This is a genomic window from Caballeronia humi (genome assembly GCF_001544475.1).
Taxonomy (GTDB): Bacteria; Pseudomonadota; Gammaproteobacteria; order Burkholderiales; family Burkholderiaceae; genus Caballeronia; species Caballeronia humi.
Map to the genome: position 1 here is coordinate 131,547 of NZ_FCNW02000001.1, position 14,836 is coordinate 146,382.

At 65.7% G+C, this 14,836-nt stretch carries 17 protein-coding genes, 1 other RNA gene and 1 riboswitch; of the genes, 10 read left to right on the forward strand and 8 right to left on the reverse strand.

Translation table 11 applies throughout. The features are described 5' to 3' along the window. Positions 1 to 14 precede the first annotated feature (14 nt). Positions 15 to 401, forward strand: a complete 387-nt coding sequence (gene panD, locus AWB65_RS00610) for an aspartate 1-decarboxylase (RefSeq protein ID WP_087655239.1) — start codon at positions 15 to 17, stop codon at positions 399 to 401. A gap of 48 nt (positions 402 to 449) precedes the next feature. Here panD and AWB65_RS00615 read toward each other — a convergent pair whose 3' ends face one another. Further along, positions 450 to 1,073: a ParA family protein gene (locus AWB65_RS00615; RefSeq protein ID WP_087665299.1), complete on the reverse strand. Its 624-nt coding sequence runs from the start codon at positions 1,071 to 1,073 to the stop codon at positions 450 to 452. 152 nt (positions 1,074 to 1,225) lie between these two features. Here AWB65_RS00615 and AWB65_RS00620 point away from each other — a divergent pair, with 152 nt between their 5' ends. Further along, complete coding sequence (locus tag AWB65_RS00620) at positions 1,226 to 1,645, forward strand: PaaI family thioesterase (protein ID WP_087665300.1); 420 nt, start codon at positions 1,226 to 1,228, stop codon at positions 1,643 to 1,645. On the opposite strand, the gene AWB65_RS00625 is transcribed toward AWB65_RS00620, so the two are convergent. After that, on the reverse strand, positions 1,642 to 3,111 hold the full coding sequence (locus AWB65_RS00625; RefSeq protein ID WP_087665301.1) for a cobyric acid synthase: 1,470 nt from the start codon (positions 3,109 to 3,111) through the stop codon (positions 1,642 to 1,644). The two genes, AWB65_RS00620 and AWB65_RS00625, sit on opposite strands and share 4 nt — an antisense overlap. Before the next feature lie 56 nt (positions 3,112 to 3,167). Between AWB65_RS00625 and cobU the strand changes: the two genes are divergently transcribed. From cobU to AWB65_RS00645, 4 genes are read left to right on the forward strand one after another with little or no spacing between them, the layout of a single operon-like run. Then, positions 3,168 to 3,713 carry a bifunctional adenosylcobinamide kinase/adenosylcobinamide-phosphate guanylyltransferase gene (cobU, locus tag AWB65_RS00630; RefSeq protein WP_087665302.1) on the forward strand — a complete coding sequence of 182 codons (546 nt, stop codon included), beginning with the start codon at positions 3,168 to 3,170 and terminating at the stop codon, positions 3,711 to 3,713. A 6-nt stretch (positions 3,714 to 3,719) separates the two neighbouring features. After that, positions 3,720 to 4,661: an adenosylcobinamide-phosphate synthase CbiB gene (cbiB, locus tag AWB65_RS00635; RefSeq protein WP_087665303.1), complete on the forward strand. Its 942-nt coding sequence runs from the start codon at positions 3,720 to 3,722 to the stop codon at positions 4,659 to 4,661. After that, the gene (gene cobD / locus AWB65_RS00640; protein WP_087665304.1) at positions 4,654 to 5,667 is read left to right on the forward strand and encodes a threonine-phosphate decarboxylase CobD; all 1,014 of its coding nucleotides are present in this window, start codon (positions 4,654 to 4,656) and stop codon (positions 5,665 to 5,667) included. The genes cbiB and cobD overlap by 8 nt, the downstream gene beginning before the upstream one ends. Next, positions 5,664 to 6,560, forward strand: coding sequence for a cobalamin-binding protein (locus tag AWB65_RS00645; protein WP_087665305.1), 897 nt, complete (start codon positions 5,664 to 5,666; stop codon positions 6,558 to 6,560). The genes cobD and AWB65_RS00645 overlap by 4 nt, the downstream gene beginning before the upstream one ends. Here AWB65_RS00645 and cobC read toward each other — a convergent pair whose 3' ends face one another. Genes cobC through AWB65_RS00675 form a run of 6 tightly spaced genes read right to left on the reverse strand, consistent with a single transcriptional unit; the run spans position 6,561 to position 12,573 of the window. Then, on the reverse strand, positions 6,561 to 7,130 hold the full coding sequence (gene cobC / locus AWB65_RS00650) for an alpha-ribazole phosphatase family protein (RefSeq protein WP_087665306.1): 570 nt from the start codon (positions 7,128 to 7,130) through the stop codon (positions 6,561 to 6,563). Beyond that, positions 7,115 to 7,876 carry an adenosylcobinamide-GDP ribazoletransferase gene (locus tag AWB65_RS00655; protein WP_087665307.1) on the reverse strand — a complete coding sequence of 254 codons (762 nt, stop codon included), beginning with the start codon at positions 7,874 to 7,876 and terminating at the stop codon, positions 7,115 to 7,117. Before AWB65_RS00655 ends, cobC begins: the two co-directional genes overlap by 16 nt. A gap of 4 nt (positions 7,877 to 7,880) precedes the next feature. Next, complete coding sequence (gene cobT, locus AWB65_RS00660) at positions 7,881 to 8,930, reverse strand: nicotinate-nucleotide--dimethylbenzimidazole phosphoribosyltransferase (protein ID WP_087665308.1); 1,050 nt, start codon at positions 8,928 to 8,930, stop codon at positions 7,881 to 7,883. Positions 8,931 to 8,948: 18 nt separating this feature from the next. Then, positions 8,949 to 9,737: an ABC transporter ATP-binding protein gene (locus AWB65_RS00665; RefSeq protein WP_087665309.1), complete on the reverse strand. Its 789-nt coding sequence runs from the start codon at positions 9,735 to 9,737 to the stop codon at positions 8,949 to 8,951. Beyond that, a complete protein-coding gene (locus AWB65_RS00670) occupies positions 9,734 to 10,735 on the reverse strand; it encodes a FecCD family ABC transporter permease (protein WP_087665675.1) in 1,002 nt (333 codons plus the stop codon). Before AWB65_RS00670 ends, AWB65_RS00665 begins: the two co-directional genes overlap by 4 nt. 26 nt (positions 10,736 to 10,761) lie before the next feature. After that, entirely contained in the window at positions 10,762 to 12,573 is a 1,812-nt protein-coding gene (locus tag AWB65_RS00675) for a TonB-dependent receptor domain-containing protein (protein WP_235007472.1), read from the reverse strand. Between the two features lie 120 nt (positions 12,574 to 12,693). Then, positions 12,694 to 13,000, reverse strand: a riboswitch (cobalamin riboswitch). A gap of 249 nt (positions 13,001 to 13,249) precedes the next feature. On the opposite strand from AWB65_RS00675, the gene AWB65_RS00685 reads away from it, so the two are divergent. The 4 genes from AWB65_RS00685 to AWB65_RS00700 all read left to right on the forward strand — a co-directional run bounded on the left by AWB65_RS00685 (position 13,250) and on the right by AWB65_RS00700 (position 14,771). Then, positions 13,250 to 13,642, forward strand: a complete 393-nt coding sequence (locus AWB65_RS00685; protein WP_087665312.1) for an ATPase — start codon at positions 13,250 to 13,252, stop codon at positions 13,640 to 13,642. After that, entirely contained in the window at positions 13,639 to 13,953 is a 315-nt protein-coding gene (locus AWB65_RS00690) for a cell division protein ZapA (RefSeq protein ID WP_087665313.1), read from the forward strand. The genes AWB65_RS00685 and AWB65_RS00690 overlap by 4 nt, the downstream gene beginning before the upstream one ends. Before the next feature lie 116 nt (positions 13,954 to 14,069). Next, positions 14,070 to 14,251, forward strand: a non-coding RNA gene (ssrS, locus tag AWB65_RS00695) — 6S RNA. A 61-nt stretch (positions 14,252 to 14,312) separates the two neighbouring features. Beyond that, complete coding sequence (locus tag AWB65_RS00700) at positions 14,313 to 14,771, forward strand: EVE domain-containing protein (RefSeq protein WP_087665314.1); 459 nt, start codon at positions 14,313 to 14,315, stop codon at positions 14,769 to 14,771. The last annotated feature ends 65 nt before the right edge of the window (positions 14,772 to 14,836 follow it).

Sequence of the window (14,836 nt, forward strand, 5' to 3'; positions counted from 1 at the left end):
GAGAGAACGAATACATGCAGCGAACCATGCTGAAATCGAAAATCCACCGCGCGACGGTCACGCATTGCGAATTGCATTACGAAGGCTCGTGCGCGATCGATGAAAACCTGCTCGAAGCGGCGAATCTCGTCGAAAACGAGCAAATCGACATCTGGAACGTGAACAACGGCGAGCGCCTGACGACCTATGCGATCAAGGGCGAGCGCGGCAGCGGAATGATTTCGCTCAACGGATCGGCGGCGCGCCGGGCGCAACTAGGCGATCTGGTGATCATCGCGGCCTTCGCGCAGGTGGACGAGGCGGAATTGAAGGCGGGCTGGAAGCCGGACCTCGTGTTCGTCGATGAGAAGAACCGCATCAAGGGCAGCCGGGATCACGTGCCGACGCAGAACTGGACGTGATTTGAGTCAGCACGAGGCGGGCCGCGCGGCCCGCTTTTGCATTTCGGGCTACTTCCCCGCCCACGCCACGATCGGCTGCCACTGCTCCAGATCCTTCTCCACGCGGCTTTTCGCAACGTCCCACACGGTGAGCCCATGCGCCGCAAGCTGCACGTAATTTTGCGTGTCGCGTAAAAATCCGAGCACCGGCAATTCAAGCCCTTCGACGAACCGATGTAGCTGCTCCGCCGAGCGCGTGCGCGCATCCACGCGCATTCCGACTACGCCGATTTCGATCGCGCCCTTCCTCACCGCCTTTTCCTTCGACAGTTTCTGCAGGAAATCCTGCGTCGCGAGGATGTCGAACATCGACGGCTGCAACGGCACGATCACCTTGTCGGCCAGGTCCAGCGCCAGCGCGAGCCGGTTGCCGTGAACCCCGGCGGGCGTATCGACGACGGCTTTCTCCAGACCTTTCGGCGGTTTCGAAGGCGTATCGACGTCGATCGACCACTCTTCGATCTTCGGCAGAGTGTCCGGCCGCAGCGTCAGCCACGCGTGGGAGGAGCGCTGCTTGTCGAGGTCCGCGAGCGCGACCCATTCGCCGTTCGCCGCGAAATAACCCGCCAGATTGGTCGCGAGCGTGCTTTTGCCGACGCCGCCCTTCGGATTCGCCACCACGATCACCGTCATAGAGTTTCCCGGAATGTTTTGCCGGACAGCCGGAAACGTCAAAATCCCGCTGGCCGGTTCGTTGTTTTGGAACCTGCAATGTTCGAGCCGTTGATATTATCGGCAAAACCGGCCTGCCGGATATCTTGCAAACAGCCAACGTTCCCCCGCCCATGACGACACTTCGCCCCGCCATTACCCTCGATTTCCTGCGCAATCGCCAGCGCGGCCGGCTGCCGGAACTGCTCGGCGTCGAGCTGATCTCGCTCGAAAGCGGCACGCTCACCGGCGGATTGCCGATCCGGCCCGAGTTGCTCGCGCCCAATGGCTTCCTGCACGCGGCGAGCGTGATCGGCCTGGCGGACACGTGCTGCGGCTATGCGTGCATCGCGCATCTACCCGAAGGCGCGAAGAATTTCACGACCGTCGAGCTAAAGAGCAATCACGTCGGGACGGCGCGGGAAGGCCGGATCATCGCGAAAGCGACGGCCGTGCACCTCGGGCGCAGCACGCAGGTGTGGGACGCGCTCGTGACGAACGACGATGGAAAAACGGTCGCGCTTTTTCGCTGCACGCAGATGATCTTGTACTAACCGAACGCCTTGCCGATCGCGTCCAGATCAAGCGATTCGGCGAGTGTATCGGCGAGGCGGTCCAGCGACGCCTCCCGCAGCGCCGGGTAATCGAGCGCCTCGGCCGTCCCGACGCCCGCCCATTCGAGTAGCGCCGCGCAGGCTTCCGGCGTATCGAAGATGCCGTGCAGATAGGTCGCGGCAATTTGACCATCGTCCGAGATGGCGCCGTCCGGGCGACCATTGTCGAGATGCACAGCGGGCCGCGCCAAAGCCCCGCCGCTCGTGCGCCCCATGTGTATTTCGTAGCCCCGGACCGGCGCAGCGCCGCCGAGCGTCAGCCGTCCGGTGACGTTTTCCAGCAGCTTGTGCGGCGTGAGCGTCGTGGATAAATCGAGCAGCCCGAGCCCTTTCGCCCGCCCCGGCGGGCCTTCGAAGCCATCCGGATCGTCGATTTCGCGCCCCAGCATCTGCATCCCGCCGCAGATGCCCAGCACCTTCCCGCCATAGCGCAGATGCCGTTCGATCGCGCGATCCCAGCCGTTTTCGCGCAGCCAAGCCAGATCGCGCGGCACGCTTTTCGAGCCCGGGAGCACGATCAGGTCGGCGGGCGGCGGCGCGATGCCGGCCCGCACGTACTCGAAATCGACCTGTGGATGCGCGCGCAACGCATCGAAATCCGTGTGATTGCTGATGCGCGGCAGCGCCGGGACGATCACCTTCAGCGCATCGCGCGCGCCGCGCGTGTGCGGCGTGCTCGGCAGCATGTCCTCGGCATCGAGCGTCAGGCCGTGCAGATACGGCACGACGCCGAGCACGGGCTTGCCCGTCTGTGCCTCCAGCCAGTCGAGGCCGGGTTTCAACAAGCCGATATCGCCGCGAAACCGGTTGATGACAAAGCCGCGAATCCGCGCCCGCTCGCTCTCCGACAAACACGCGAGCGTGCCGAGCAGATGCGCGAACACGCCGCCGCGATCGATATCGGCGACGAGCACCACCGGGCAATCGACACGCTCGGCAAACCCCATGTTCGCGATGTCGCGATCGCGCAGATTGATTTCGGCGGGGCTGCCCGCCCCCTCGACGATGATCGCGTCAAACCCTGCCTGAAGGCGCGCGTAGGACGCGAGCACGGCATCGAACGCGATCGTCTTGTACTCGTGATACGCCCGCGCATCGAGGTTCGCGTGCGCGTGGCCGTGGATGATGACTTGCGCGCCGCGATCGCTCGTCGGCTTGAGGAGCACGGGATTGAAGTCGATCCGAGCATCGACGCCGGCCGCGATTGCCTGCAGCGCCTGCGCCCGGCCGATCTCGCCGCCATCGACCGTCACCGCGCTGTTGAGCGCCATGTTCTGCGGCTTGAACGGCGCGACCCGCACGCCGCCGCGCCGCGCGAGGCGGCACAGGCCGGCGACGAGCGTGCTCTTGCCGGCATCGGATGTGGTGCCCTGGATCATCAGCGTGCCGCGCGGTGCGAAATGCATGGTGTCGTCGGTTTCTTGGAGGGCCCGCTATCTTAGCCCGCCGTTACAATATTGCGATGACCTCTGCTCCAGTGCGTGACCTTACCTTCATCCTCGGCGGCGCGCGTTCGGGCAAGAGCGCTTATGCCGAGCGGCTCGCCGCCGAAAGCGGCTTGCCCGTCACATACGTGGCGACCGCGCGCATCGGCGACGCGGAATTCGAGGCGCGCGTCGCGCATCATCGCGAGCGGCGCCCCGCGCATTGGAAGCTCCTCGAAGCGCCGCTCGATCTCGCGGGCGCATTGCGCTCGGCGGCGCGCGAAGGACAGTGCGTGCTGATCGACTGCCTGACGCTCTGGCTTGCGAACCTCCTCTGCCCGCCCGATGCCGCCGAGCCGCACGCCTTCCCCCAGCAAGCCTTCGATTCCTTCGATTCAGCGTTGAAAGAAGCGCCCGGCAAAATCATCGTCGTGAGCAACGAAATCGGGCTGGGCGTCGTGCCGCTCGGCTCGGTGACCCGCCGCTACGTCGACGAACTCGGCCGCCTGAATCAGCGCGTCGCCGCCGCGAGCACGCGCGCGACGCTGATGGTCGCGGGCCTGCCGCTCGCGCTCAAGGGCTGAGCGCCCATGCTCCTCCTCTCCTTCTACACGACGGCGATGCTGGCAATCGCGGGCGTGATCGTCGACCGGCTGATCGGCGAGCCGGGCACGCGTCATCCGCTCGTCGCGTTCGGGCGGCTTGCCACGCGTCTCGAAGCGCGCATGAACACCGGCTTTCGCGCGCGTCCAGCGGGCATTCTCGCGTGGTTCGCCGCGGTCGTGCCGCCGGTCGCGATCGCCTGGCTGCTCGTGAGCGTGCTGCCGTTCGCGCTCGCGTGCGCCGTGCACGCGGCGCTCCTGTGGTTCGCGCTCGGCGGTAAGAGCCTGCGCGAGCACATCGCGCCGATCGCGCGTGCGCTCGGCTTCGGCGACCTCGCCGCCGCGCGCACGCTGACCGCGCGCATCGTCTCGCGCGAAACCGCCGATGCCGACGAAGCCGCGCTCTCGCGAGCGGCTGTCGAATCGGCGCTGGAGAACGGCAACGATGCGATCTTCGGCGCGCTATTCTGGTTCGCGGTCGCGGGCGGGCCGGGCGCGCTGGCGTTTCGCTTGGCGAACACGCTCGATGCGATGTGGGGCTACCGCACGCCGCGCTATCTGCGCTTCGGCTGGGCGGCCGCCCGTTTCGACGACGTCCTGAACTTCGTCCCTGCGCGCCTGACGGCGGCGAGCTACGCGCTTCTCGGCGACACGCGCACGGCGTGGCACTGCTGGCGCACGCAGGCGCCCTCGTGGGATAGCCCGAACGCGGGGCCGGTGATGGCGTCGGGCGCGGGCAGCCTCAACGTGCTGATCGGCGGCCCGGCGGTCTACAACGGCACGCTGGAATCGCGTCCGGTGCTCGGCTACGGCATGACCGCGACGCCGCAGCACATCGTGGCGGCGTTGCGGCTCGTCGAGCGGACGACGTTTCTCTGGCTCGCGCTGTTTCTCTTTCTGGCTTTCATCAGTTTGGGCGCTCATGGCTGACACCTCAGACCCGATCCCGATCCGTCACGGCGGCAATCTGCGCGAAGCCGCGCGCCGCTATTCGATCCCTCTCGACGACTGGCTCGACCTTTCGACCGGGATCAATCCGCGCGGCTATCCGGTGCCGCCGGTGCCGCCGGACGCATGGCGCCGCCTGCCCGAAGACGACGACGGTTTGGCCGATGCCGCCGCGCGTTACTACGGTGCGACGGCCGCGCTGCCCGTCGCGGGAAGCCAGGCGGCGATTCGCGCGCTGCCGGCGCTGTTGCGGCCGGGCGTGGCGGGCGTCGCGCCGTTGACCTACGGCGAATACGCGCCCGCGTTCGAACGCGCGGGCCATCGCGTGAGGCCGCTAGATATTCGCGCGGGCGAATTGCCCGTCGAGTTCGATCACGTCATCGTCGCGAATCCGAACAATCCGACGACCGAGCCCATCGAACGCGATGTGCTTTTGCGCTGGCATCGGCAGCTTGCGGAGCGCGGGGGCACGCTGATCGTCGACGAAGCCTTCGCCGATGCCGCTGATCCTGGCGCTTCGCTCGCAAGCGAAGCGCCTTGCGAGGGACTCGTCGTGCTGCGCTCGGTCGGCAAGTTCTTCGGGCTGGCAGGGATTCGCGTCGGGTTCGTGCTGGCCGCCGAGCCGCTGCGTCGCGCGCTGAACGACAGGCTCGGCGCGTGGACGGTAAGTGGCCCGGCGCGGCATGCCGTGCGGGCCGCGTTCGGCGATATCGCCTGGCAAGACGCGATGCGCGCGCAACTCGCGACGGATAGCGCGCGCCTCGCCGCGCTGATCGCGAGCCACGGTTTTGATCCGAAGTCAGCGCCGCTCTTCGTCTGGGTCGAGACGCACGACGCCGCGTTTCTGCAAGACGCATTGGCGACGCGCGGCATCTGGACGCGTCTCTTCGATCACGGCGATATGACGCCGAGCCTGCGTCTGGGCCTGCCCGGATCGGAAGGCGACTGGGCGCGTCTTTCACGCGCGTTCGCGGAGATTCGCGCATGACGTTGCGGCGCTTCATGACGTCGGCAGCGTTATTCATCGCGATGCAGGCGCACGCTGCGCTCACCGTCACCGACGACACCGGCGCCACCGTCACGCTCGATGCAGCCGCCCAACGCGTCGTCAGCCTCGCGCCGCACGTCACCGAACTGCTGTTCGCGGCGGGCGGCGGCGCGCGCATCGTCGGCGCGGTGACGTACAGCGACTACCCGCGCGAGGCGCGATCGATACCGCGCGTCGGCGACAACAAGGCGCTCGATCTCGAACGCATCGTCGCGCTGAAGCCGGACCTGATCGTCGTGTGGCGGCATGGCAATGCGGCGCGTCAGATCGACCGGCTGCGCGAGTTGCACGTGCCGCTCTATTTCAGCGAGCCGCAGCACATCGACGATATCCCTGCAACGATCGGCAAGCTCGGCGTGCTGCTCGGCACGTCGAACATCGCCGCCGATGCATCGAATGCATTCCGCCGCGACATCGCTTCGCTGCGCACGCGCTATGCGGCACGGCCAGCGGTCGGCGTGTTCTATCAGGTCTGGGACGACCCGCTGATGACGCTCAACGGCGCGCATGTCTTCAGCGAAGTGATCGAGTTGTGCGGCGGACGCAACGTGTTCGCGGACCTGAAGCCACTCGTCCCGACGATCTCCACCGAAGCCGTGCTCTCCGCAAACCCCGAAGCGATCGTCACCGCGACGCCGGGCGCGACGCAATCGGATCATCCGTTGCCGGCGCTCGCTCGCTGGAAGCAGTGGCCTTCGATGACGGCGGTCGCGCGCAACAACCTGTTCGGCATCGACGGCGATCTGATCAACCGGCCGACGCCGCGTCTCGCCATCGGCGCGGCGCGTCTGTGCGAAGACCTCGAAGCGGCGCGCGAACGTCGGCCGAAATGATCAAGCGTTCCAGCGCACGAGGAGCCACTCGTCGCGCGCGCGTCTGAGATACACGATCGCGCCGTAATCGAGCGGCCATTGCAACACGCTTGCCTGCTGCGCATTCAGCAAACGCGCGGTGAGCACGCGGATCACGCCCGCATGCGTGACAGCGTGAACGGGCGCCTCGCTGCGAGCGCACGTATCGTCAAACCACTCCATCACGCGCATGCTGAACTGCGCGAGACTCTCGCCGCCATGCGCGCGAGCGTGTTCGAGATCGTCGGCCCATGCATCGAGCAACGCGCGATCGATGCTGTCCCACGCGCGGTTCTCCCAGGCGCCGAAGTCGATTTCCTTCAGGCGTTCGTCGGTGTGCGTTTCGCCCAGCGCTCGCGCAATCAAAACGCATCGCCGCAGTGAGCTCGCATGCCAAACGCCCAAGCATGGCGGCACGTTCAACGCGCGCATTCGCTCCGAGAGCACGCGCGCCGATGCTTCGGCATCGTCTGCGAGCGGAACGTCGGCTTGGCCGTAGCAAATACCCGCATCGATCGCGACGGCCGGATGGCGGATCAGGACGAGATCCATGCAAGCCCCGTCAGATAGATCGTCACTTCGAAAAGCTGTTGTGCGAAGCCGAGACAATCGCCGGTATAGCCGCCGATGCGTCGCACGAAGTATCGGCCGATCGCGAAACGCATCACGATCAGCACGGCGATCGATAAGCAACCGAGCCGCCAGTCGGGCCAGAAGAGCCACGGCAATCCGCATATCACCGCAAGCCCGAATGCCGCCACGCTCATGCGCTGCGCAACCGGTTTTGCCTTGCCCTCGTCGCGCACGTAGTCGAGCGTAAGCAGATAGCTGATCGCGAACGTGCGGCTCGCGGCATGCGCGGCGATCATGAGCCACACGGCGCGCATCGGTGGAAGAAAGGCGAGCGCCTGCCACTTCAAAGCCAAAACGACCATAAGCGCAAGCGCGCCGAACGCGCCGATGCGCGAATCGTGCATGATGCGCAGCGCATCGTCGCGAGTGTAGGCGCCGCCGAATGCGTCGAAACAATCGGCGAGGCCGTCTTCGTGAAAGGCGCCGGTGAGCAGCAGCGTCGCGGCCATCGACAGCAGCACGGCGACGCTCGCGGGAAACACGCGCAAAGCAACGAGATAAACAAGCGCCCCGACCCCGCCGACCATCAGCCCGACGAGCGGAAAATAGCGCGCCGCCGCGTTCAGGTAATGCCGCTCGAAGCCGACCCAGCGCGGCACCGGCACACGCGTAAAGTAGCCGAGCGCGGTGAAGAAGTAGCGCAGTTCGTCGAGTGGCCGAAGCATCGCGTCACGCGTCCTTGTTCGATACGCCCGCCGATTCGAAGCTCGCCATTTCATCGACGAACGCGACCGCCGCGCGCAACAGCGGCAACGCGAGCGCGGCGCCTGTGCCTTCGCCGAGACGCAGGTCGAGTTGCAGGAGCGGCTTGGCATCGAAGTAGCCGAGCATGCGCGCGTGCCCCGTTTCGTTCGATGCATGCGCGAACACGCAGTAATCGAGAACGTCAGGCGCGATCGCATGCGCGACGATGAGCGCGGAAGTCGCAATGAAACCATCGACCAGGATCGTCATGCTCGCGTGCGCGGCGGCGAGATACGCGCCCGCGATCATCGCGATTTCGAAGCCACCGAACGTGGCGAGCGTATCGACGGGATCGGCGCCCGGCGGGTGACGGTCGAGCGCGGCTGCCAGCACATCGCGCTTGTGGCTCACGCCTTCGTTCGACAATCCCGTGCCCCGTCCGACACACACGTCGACCGGCAAGCCGCACAGCCGGCTCATCAGGCACGCCGCCGCCGAGGTGTTCGCGATCCCCATCTCGCCGAAGCCGATCACGTTCGTTCCAAGCGCCGCGTGATGACGCACGCGCGCGGCACCGCGTTCGATAGCTTCTAACGCTTCGTCGCGCGTCATCGCCGGTTCGTGCGCAAAGTTGCGTGTGCCACCGCGCCGGATCGCGATGTCGATCAAGCCCTCGGATGCGGGCAGCGCTGTCGCGACACCCGCATCGACCACTTCCAGCGTCATGCCGACCGAGCGCGACAGCGCATTGATCGCAGCGCCGCCCGCCACGAAATTCGCGACCATCTGCGCGGTCACTTCCTGCGGATACGAACTCACACCTTCCGCCGCGATGCCGTGATCGCCCGCGAAGACGATCATCGCGGGGCGTTCGATGCGCGGCTTTGTCGTCCGCTGGATCAGGCCGATCTGCAGCGCGAGCGATTCGAGCCGGCCGAGGCTGCCGGGCGGCTTCGTCTTCGTATCGATAATGTGCTGAAACTCGCGTTCGAACGAGCGGTCGAGCGGTTGCGGTAGATCGCGGATGAGTGGCATTGATTCGTCCATTGGGGATCAAAGGTCCGGCGCGCGCATCACGGGCACGAGGGCCTCGTGATCGCCTTCGCGGATCAAGGTGAGCGGATAGCCAAACGCGGCGCTCGCACGTTTCGCGCTCAGCACGTCGCGCGCGGGGCCAGCGTGCGCGCGGCCGGCGCCGTCGAGCAGCAAAGCGTGCGTGGCGAAGCGGCGCGCGAGATTCAGGTCGTGGCACGAGAAGATCACGGTGCGCACGTCCGGCCGATCGCGCGTCCAGCGGGTCAGCACTTGCAGGCACTCGATCTGGTGATGCAGGTCGAGATGCGAAAGCGGTTCGTCGAGGAAGAGGAGCGGCGCGTCCTGACAGAGCGTCGCGGCGAGCGCGACGCGTTGCCGCTCGCCGCCCGAGAGCGACAGCACATCGCGCGTCGCGAACGACGCAAGCCCGAGCACGTCGAGCGCCGCCTGCGCCGCGCGACGATCGGCATCGTTTTCCCAGCCCCAGCCAGTGAGATGCGGGAAGCGGTTGAGCATCACGATATCGAGGACGGTGGCGTTGAACGCGTCGTGCGCGCTTTGCGGCATCACCGCGCGGCGCCGCGCGAGATCGGCGGCGCGCCAGCTATTCAACCCGATGCCATCGAGCGAAACCGTCCCCGCCGCTGGCTTCGACAAACCGCCAAGCGCCGCGATCAGTGTCGTCTTGCCCGCGCCGTTCGGCCCCGCGATGCACCACACTTCGCCGGGCGCGAAACTCTGCGTGAGCGCGGCGATCAGCGTGCGGCTCGCGGCGCGCAAGGTGAGGCCGTCGGCGCGAAGGGTCATCGCGGCCTCCGCAGCAGCATCCACAGGAACACCGGCACACCGATCAGCGCCGTCATCACGCCGACCGGCAATTGCGCCGGCGCGATCGACGTGCGCGCGATCAGATCGGCGCCCATCACCGCGACACCGCCCGTGAGCGCCGCTGCCGGCAGCAGCATGCGCTGGTCGTTGCCGAACGCGAGCCGCAGCACGTGCGGCACGACGAGCCCGACGAAGCCAATCGTGCCAGCCGTCGTCACGGCAGCCGCCGCCGCGAGCGACGCCACGAGATAGATGCGCAACCGCAAGCGCACGACCGGCACGCCGAGCGCCTGCGCGGCCGCATCGCCGCGCAGCATGACGTTGAGTTGCGGCGCCACCGGCACGATCGACACGAGCACGACGGCCAGCGCGATCAGCGCGGTCCACGGCGCCGCGACGCCGTTTAGATCGCCCGTCAGCCAGAAGACCATGCCGCGCAGCCGGTTCTCCGGCGCGACCGCGAGCATCAGCGTGATCAGCGCGCCCCAGCCCGCCGCGATCACCGCGCCCGTCAGTAAAAGACGCGGCGACGCGTCCTGCGGCTCGCCATGCCAGAGTTCGCGGCGCGCGAGGCCGAGCACGAGCAGGATCGAAAGGAACGCGCCGGCGAAAGCGGCGGCATCGACGCTCCACCACGGCAGCGAAGCGAGCATCGCGGCGAGCGCGAACGTCGCCGCGCCGCCGGACACGCCGAGCACGTAAGGCTCGGCGAGCGGATTACGCAAGAGCACTTGCAGCAGCGCGCCGCCCATCGCGAGCAGCGCGCCCGACGCGAAGCCCGCGAGCGCGCGCGGCAGGCGCAGGCTGAGCACGATTTCATCGATCACATCGGGGGACGAAGCGCGCGCATGCAGCAACGCATCGATCACGCGCGACGGCGAGACCGCGATGCTGCCAAGCGCAAGCGACGCCACGAACACGACGAGCGCCGCCACGGCGAGCGCCGTCCAGATCGCGGCGGCGCGGCTCACGTTCATGCCGCGCGCGAGCGTCCGTTCAAGGCTCAAAGCTGCCGCCAGCCGAGCGTGATGTAGGCACCGCGACGCGGCGTGTTGTACGAATAGGCGAGTTCATAGTCCTTGTCGAACAGGTTGTCGATGCGCGCATCCACGTACCATGACTTCGTGATCTCGTAACGCGCCGACAGGTTCACGACGCCATAGCCCGCCAGCGTCGACTCGTAATCGTTGCGCGCGCCGCTGACGATCCACTCGCCGCCGACACGCCATGCGCCGATCGACCGGTGCGCCGTGAACGACGCGAACCGGCGCGCGCGCCGCGTCAGTTCCTCGTGATTCGTTTCGTCGAGCGGATTCTGGAACGTGAAGCTCGCGCGGACGTCCGTTGCGCCGACGTGCCCCGCCCACGATCCCTCGATGCCCTGAATCTTCGCGCGCCCCACGTTCTGCGCGATGTAAAAGCCGCTGCCGTCGCCCACGTAATCGATCAGGTTCGTATAGCGCGTCTGAAATGCCGTCAGGCGCAGCACGCCGATCTTCCCCGATGCGTACTGCAACGCCGCTTCGACCGAATGGCTGCGCTCGGGCTGGATCGACGGATTGCCGCTGAACGGATAGTACAGATCGTCGAAGCTCGGCGCGCGGAACGACGCGGCGTAACTTGCGGTCACCTTCCAGTGCTGATCGAAGTTGTAGCCGTAGCCGAGATAGTAGCTGTTCGCGCCGCCGAAATCGGAGTACTGGTCGCGCCGCACGTTCGCCTGGAACTGGCTCGCGCCGATGCGGCCCACGTAGCCCGCGAACACCGAATTGACGTGGCGATCGGGCGCGGCGAGTTCGTCGGAATCGAGCGACTGGTCGACGTGTTCGTAGCCGAACAGCAGCTTGTGATCGCGCGCAAGCCGAAAGTCGTTCTGCCACACGTATTGGCGATTCTCCGAATCGAAGCGGCTCGTCGCGACGCCGTTCTGGTCGATCGCCGCGCGGTCCTGTCCCTGCGCCAGCGTGAAGTGCGTGGTCCAGCGATCGGTCAGCTTGCCGTTCGCGAACACCGACGCCGAGCGCACACGATCGTGCGATTCGTTCAGGTCGGTCGGCACGCCGTATGCATCGTCGAAACTGTTGATGCCGTTCGACTGCAAGAATCGTACGCCGCCGTCCCACTTGTCCGTGAACGCGTGGCGCAGCGTCGCCGCGACGCTTTCGTTGAGATAGCCGTTCGCGTTCGGATTGGCGTTCGGCGCGATGGCCGGATCGATCGACGAGAAGCCGTCGGTCTTTTCGCGCGAGACGGTCACGCTGAATGTCGTGCGCCCCTCCTGGTCGAGCGCGCCGCTCGCGCCGAGTTGCTGCCGCTGCGAGTGATAGCTGCCGTATTCGGCCTCGAAGTTGAAGCGCGGCGGATGACTGCCGCCTTCCTTCGTAAAAATTTGCACGACGCCGCCGATCGCCCCCGATCCATACAGCGCGGATACGTTGCCGTTCACGACTTCGATGTGGTCGATTTCATCGAGCATGAGTTGCGAAAGCTGCGCCGCGCCGAGCCCCGCCGACTCGACCCGCACGCCGTCGATCAACACGAGCGATTGCGCCGACGACGCGCCGCGTATGAATAGCCCCGACGACGCGCCCGGCCCGCCGTTGCGCGTGATCTGCACGCCAGGCGCGAGCGCGACGAGGCCGGCCGCATCGGACGAATTCGTGTCGGCGATGTCCTGCGCGTCGAAAAGCGTGGTTTGTGCGATGGAATCGGCGAGCGGCTCGGGCGCGCGCGTCGCGGTGACGACGATGGGCTGCAAAGCCTGCTCGGCTTGAGCAAGCGCCGCAAACGGCAGCGCGCCGCCGACGACGAGCATCGGCCGGACCACGCGGACGAGGGGATGAAACATGTGTGAAGCGTTTCCTGTCGATGGCGAGCGCGACCCGCTCCCCGCAGGCTTCATGCGCAAACGGTGCTGCCTCGTGCGAAGCACGAGCGCGGCACGTGACCATTGGCCGGTATCCGGGCTGGCGACATCATCGGCCCGCCTTCCCGCGCGAAAACGCGCAGTGGCATCGACACATTTGTTCGCGCGCCGCTTTTCAGGTGACGAAAAAAGCGTCACGCGTGAACGAGGGCAACCGACCAAACGCATCCGGGACGACTTGCAACTTGCGTGGCTGTCGCTTACCGTTGCGGGGGCAGCACAGGTTGGCTCGTCCTCGACGGACTTTGCTCCCTGTTTCCCGTTTGACTGCGTCCGCATGAATGCGGGCGCGAGCACCAAAAGTGCGGCAAGTGTAGGAGCGGCACCGGAGGGCGTCAAGAAAGCGGAACGACTGCGCTCATGCATGTCAAAGGTTTGCGCGCGCATCAACGCGTATGAATACGCGACGACGCGCGACGAAAACGCCCCGCTCTTTCCCCACACGAATTGCGCGGCAAGCGCGTTTTACGCGCAAGAACGCGTGCTGTTACGTCTCGAAACGAGACATTTATCGGAAGCCCGGTTGAACCGCGCTAAAATGCGAGGTCTTTAGAGGACGCAGCACATGCTCAACGAACTCGAATCACTTTCACAGAACATCGGCCGGCTGATCAAGATCAGCGAACGCCATCATCAAGCGCGCCGCACGCTCGAAGAGCAACTCGAACAGTTGCGTGCCGACTATGCCGTCGCGCAAAGCGAACTCGCGCAAGTGCGCGATGAGCGCGATTCCCTGCAGGCGGAACGCGACGGCCTCTCGGCAAAAATCGACGACGCCCAGGTGCGCCTGAACGCCATCCTCGAAAAATTGCCGCGCGCGAAAGCCGCGCCCGAGCCGGACAATCAACTGGATCTTCTTGGCCCCGATTCGCCGCCGCACTCATCGTCCGATGCAGAACACGAACCTGCGCATGCAGGCGAGATGCATGGTGAGCACAGCCACGGAGAAAAAGCATGACGACCAAGCAGATCGAAGTATCCATTCTCGGGCAGCCATACCGTCTCGCCTGCTCGGCGGAAACCGAAGACGCGCTGCGCGAAGCCGTGGCCCGCGTCGATGCCGAGATGTCAAAAGTGCGCACTGCAAGCAACGTGCGCGGCACGGATCGCATCGCGGTGATGGCGGCTCTTTCGCTGGCGTCGGAATTGCTTAAGCTGCAAAACAGCGTGCGTCACGGCGAATCGTTCCCCGCGGAAGAAATCCGCCACACGATGCACCAGATGAACGAGCAGCTCGGCGCCGTGATTGCGCAATACGAAGCACAGTAAGCTCTTGAAATAAGCAGCAAAGTAAAGCGCAAGTTCGCTTTGTGCGGTGGCCGTCCTTAATTCGAGAAAGATTAAAAGTCGTTGCTGCATCCAGCTAACGATTGGTGTAGAGTTAGTACTCCCTGCCTGGTTCGCCAAGGTCATATATTCCTTGAACCAATGCCATTGTGCACGGTTGCGGAAATTTGTAGCACGGGCGCGCGCGTCACTCTGTCTGATGTACCCGAAGTGCTGCCTACTGCGACCAATCTTGAACCCAGGTTCAGGATGCCGGCCTAGCGGCTGAGGCGGGGACCTTATACAACGGCATCGGTTTTTCCGATGCCGTTTTTCTTTGCTCTCAACCTTCTCTCCCGATCATGCGCTACTGGCTCATGAAGTCCGAACCGGACGAAGCAAGCATCGATCATCTCGCGCATGCGGCGAAAAAAACGCTGCCGTGGACCGGCGTGCGCAACTATCAGGCGCGCAACTTCATGCGCGATGGAATGCAGGTCGGCGACGGCGTGCTCTTCTACCATTCAAGCTGTCCGCAGCCGGGCATCGCGGGTATCGCGAAGGTGTCGTCGACTTCGTATCCCGATCCCACGCAGTTCGATCCCAAGAGCCCCTACTACGATCCGAAGTCGACGCAGGAAACGCCGCGCTGGCTGCTCGTCGACGTGAAGTTCGTGAAGAAGACGCCGCTCGTGCCGCTCGCCACACTGCGCGAGCACGAAGAACTCGCCGGCATGAGGGTGCTCGCGAAGGGCAACCGGCTCTCGATCACGCCGGTTACCGAAGCGGAATGGCGCTTCATCACCGAGCATCTCGTCTAGGCGCACAGGGAACTTCACGCACGCGCGCGCCGCCTAAGCGGCGTCGCGAATCGCGCGATTCATGC